General features: G+C 58.3%; 1 protein-coding gene. It reads right to left on the reverse strand.

What is annotated here, in order from left to right:
* Nucleotides 1–204 precede the first annotated feature (204 nt).
* Nucleotides 205–1,272 carry an IS110 family transposase gene (locus tag K9B32_RS28785; RefSeq protein WP_224568779.1) on the reverse strand — a complete coding sequence of 356 codons (1,068 nt, stop codon included), beginning with the start codon at nt 1,270–1,272 and terminating at the stop codon, nt 205–207.
* Nucleotides 1,273–1,389: the final 117 nt, after the last annotated feature.

Consider the following 1,389-nt stretch of genomic DNA (forward strand, 5'->3'; position numbering starts at 1 on the left):
GGGTTCTGTTGTTATTTGACCGGCATTTTCGCCGATCGGCTAAATCTCTTCCGTCCGCAGGACCGAGTTGTCCTTCGGTTCTTGAACCAATCTCCAATTCGTGACCTGATGCGTTGGCTTCGGTCACAGAGTGACGTTCGGCTCCCGGTTTCCCATTCTCCTGTAAGAGCGCAGCCCAGTCCTGCCGGGCTCGCTAGACGAACATCAGGACAACCGGGATATCGCCGACGCGCCTTCTAGTGGGCTTTCGCCGCGCGGCTCGTAAGCGCGCTGGTCACGCAGGATCTGGAAGGCGATCGTCAAAAGCTTGCGCGCAATCGCCACGCGCGCCTTGTTGGTACCTCTGATTTTCAGGTGTTCGTATTGGGCGCGAAGCTGCGCATCGCTGGCGATGGCGGGGCTGACGGCTTCGACAAAGGCCCAGCGCAGCCACTTGTTGCCTTGCCGGATGAGCTTGCCGTGGAAGGTCTTGCCGCCGCTCGAATAGGTCGAGGGCCCAAGCCCGGCATAGGCGGCTAGCTTTTTGGGGTTGCGGAAGCGGCTGATGTCGTCGATCTCGGCATCGATCAGCCTTGCAAAGAACTCGCCGATGCCGGGGATTGTCTTCAACAGCTTGACGTTGGCATTGGCCTTGGTCATCGCTCGGATCGTTTTCTCCGACTGCTTGATGCGCCCATTGATGTCGGTGATGAAGTCGAGCCCGCGATCGATCTGGATGCGGTCGATCTCCGAGACGTTGACCTGCGCCAACTGGACACGGCCGGCCTTGCCAAACAGGTCGCCGAGCTGCTTCATCTGTGCCGTCTGCTCCGGATAGCGGTCAAACACCGTGACAATGCGGTTCTTCGTCATCGTCCGCAGCCGCACGTAAAACATCCGCTCGCGTAATGCGACGCGAAGTTCCCGCGATTTTTCGCTGGGTGCCCAGGCTTCAGGCACCAGGTCGGCTCTGAGCAGATGCGCCAGTACCGTCGCGTCGATCTTGTCGGTCTTGATCTTGGCGTCGGCGATCGCCTTGACCTTCAACGGATGGGCGAGAACGACATCATCACAAATGTCGTCGAGCCAGTCGTAGATCACCATCCAGTTGCGGGTGGCCTCGACCACGGCATGCGAGTTCTCCCGATACCGCTCCAAAAAGCCGCCAAGCGACTGACGGTCATTCTTCACACGGCCAGAGCGCAGCGTTTTACCCGCCGAATCCTGCACTACCAGATGGCTGTAGGATTTGTGGTAGTCGACGCCGATATGGTAATCATAAGAGGCAGTCATGCTTCCAACTCCCTTATTGAGATCTGCGAAACCCCAATAAGGTAAGCCGAAAGGCCGGAAGTGTGACTGTCCCTCGATCATCACCTGCATCTCAGTGATCCGTTCTCTCAGCGGTGC

It is taken from the genome of Rhizobium sp. 3T7 (assembly GCF_020166565.1).
Classification (GTDB): Bacteria; Pseudomonadota; Alphaproteobacteria; order Rhizobiales; family Rhizobiaceae; genus Rhizobium.